General features: G+C 37.0%; 1 protein-coding gene. It reads left to right on the forward strand.

From position 1 onward, the window contains the following. The first annotated feature begins 205 nt into the window (after nt 1-205). A complete protein-coding gene (locus ACRDCA_RS08930) occupies nt 206-1726 on the forward strand; it encodes a sugar porter family MFS transporter (protein ID WP_438689220.1) in 1521 nt (506 codons plus the stop codon). The last annotated feature ends 169 nt before the right edge of the window (nt 1727-1895 follow it).

The raw sequence follows: 1895 nt of genomic DNA on the forward strand, positions 1-1895 counted from the left end.
CCCAAAACCCCAAAACCCCAAAACCCCAAAACCCCAAAACCCCTATACTGATTCATATAAATGCATATACAGATTCATACAGATATATTTGTGTGTAATTACACTATATAAAATACATTGAATCAGTCCATACTGATTACTATAAAAATAATTGTATATAGTAGCGGGCATATATATGGGATAGCACATAAAATACAACAAATAAATGGCACAGCTAAAAAGCACAAACATGATATACCTAATAGGGTATGTAATTACCTTATTGTTTGGATCACTTCACTTTGGATTCAATATTAACGTGTTCTCTGTCTTTCATGATATGTTCATGCAATTTTACAATTGGGAAAATGATCAAAACAATGATGATCTTTGGTCTGCAGTACAAACCACTTTACTTCCAGTAGGAGCTATGATTACAGCACTTACCTCTGGACCTATCATAAAGAAAAGTAAAAGACTAGTACTTTTCATTGGAGCCTTCCTCTGCCTAATTGGAGCACTCTTCATGTCAATCATCCACAACCCTGATGGAAACAACAAAAGCTCTTCACTCGCTATCTTTGGTATCGGAAGACTATTCATGGGATTCGCAGTTGGTCTCTACTCCAGTGTAGTTCCACCCTATATCAATGAGATTTCTCCAAAACACCTTACTGGTACATTCGGTTCTTGCCATCAACTCTGTGTTACTATAGCCAGTTTGGTCGCTGCTATCATTGGTTTAACTCTTCCAACTCTTACCAATGATGAAGCAAGAGATCATTTATCATGGAGATTCGCCTATTCAGGACCTTTCTTCCTATCAGTAATCCAAGTTATTCTAATACTGACTGTCTATCGTTATGAAAGCGCAGTACATTACCTATCTAAGGGTGATGAAGAAACAGCTAAACTCACCTTAAAACACATCTACAGCGATCCTAATGAGGTAGAAGAAGTATTCAAGGAATTGACTAATGCAGTAAATTGCACAAGCACAGGTGGTAGCGGTCATGAAGTGACTGGCTCACTATATTCAACATACAAGAAGGCCTTCTGGTTTGGAATCCTACTACCAGCAATCCAACAATTGACTGGTATCAATGCAGTCATGTTCTACGCCCCAACCATGTTTGGCAATCAGGGTGATGTCAAAACACTTTTGAACTTCATAGTGATGCTTCTCAACTTCGTCTTCACAATCATTTCAATGTTTACTTCAGACAAATTTGGAAGAAAGATTCTCTTTGTTCTTGGTTGCTTTGGATGTGGTCTTGGACTTCTCTTAGCAACAATTGGCTACAGTAATGAAGTAACCGAAGGAATGACTGCTGCTAGCTATGTTTTCGACATTGGAGTTTTCATCTTTATTTCTTCCTTTGGTATTTCTCATGGGCCTGTCTGCTGGACTTATATATCAGAAATTCTTCCATCACAATGGATGGGATATGGTGCAGCTTCCTCATGGGTCTTCACCATCATCATCAGTCTTACAACCCCTTACATGCTTTCTGGAATTGGCAGATGGACTTTCTTAATCTTCCTTGTATTCATGATAGCCTCAGTTGTTTTCTTCATACTATGCCTTGATGAAACTAAAGGAAAGAATAAGAAGCAGATCATGGCTATGTTTAAAAGTGATGGAGCAGATAAAGTAGCAAAGAGTTCAGTAGAAGCACAAAAATCAATAGAAGCTCCACAAAACTTAGATGAGCCACAGAAAATAAATCCTGTTCCAGAAGTATAGAAAAACATAGAAATATAAACTGATTCGTATAATTCTTAATAATACATCTATAATAAATACACAGTCTCATTCATATACTATATTGTATAGATTAGTATTATATTGTGCATCTGATTATATTATCGTCATATAAGGGGTTTTGGGGTTTTGGGGTTTTGGGGTTTTGGGG

This window comes from Serratia sp. (in: enterobacteria) (assembly GCF_051654945.1).
In the GTDB taxonomy this organism is placed as follows: Bacteria; Pseudomonadota; Gammaproteobacteria; order Enterobacterales; family Enterobacteriaceae; genus Chania.

Excerpts from the sequence above, each read along its gene's own strand:
- ACRDCA_RS08930 (WP_438689220.1), top strand. The coding sequence starts at position 206 with ATGGCACAGCTAAAAAGCACAAACATGATATACCTAATAGGGTATGTA.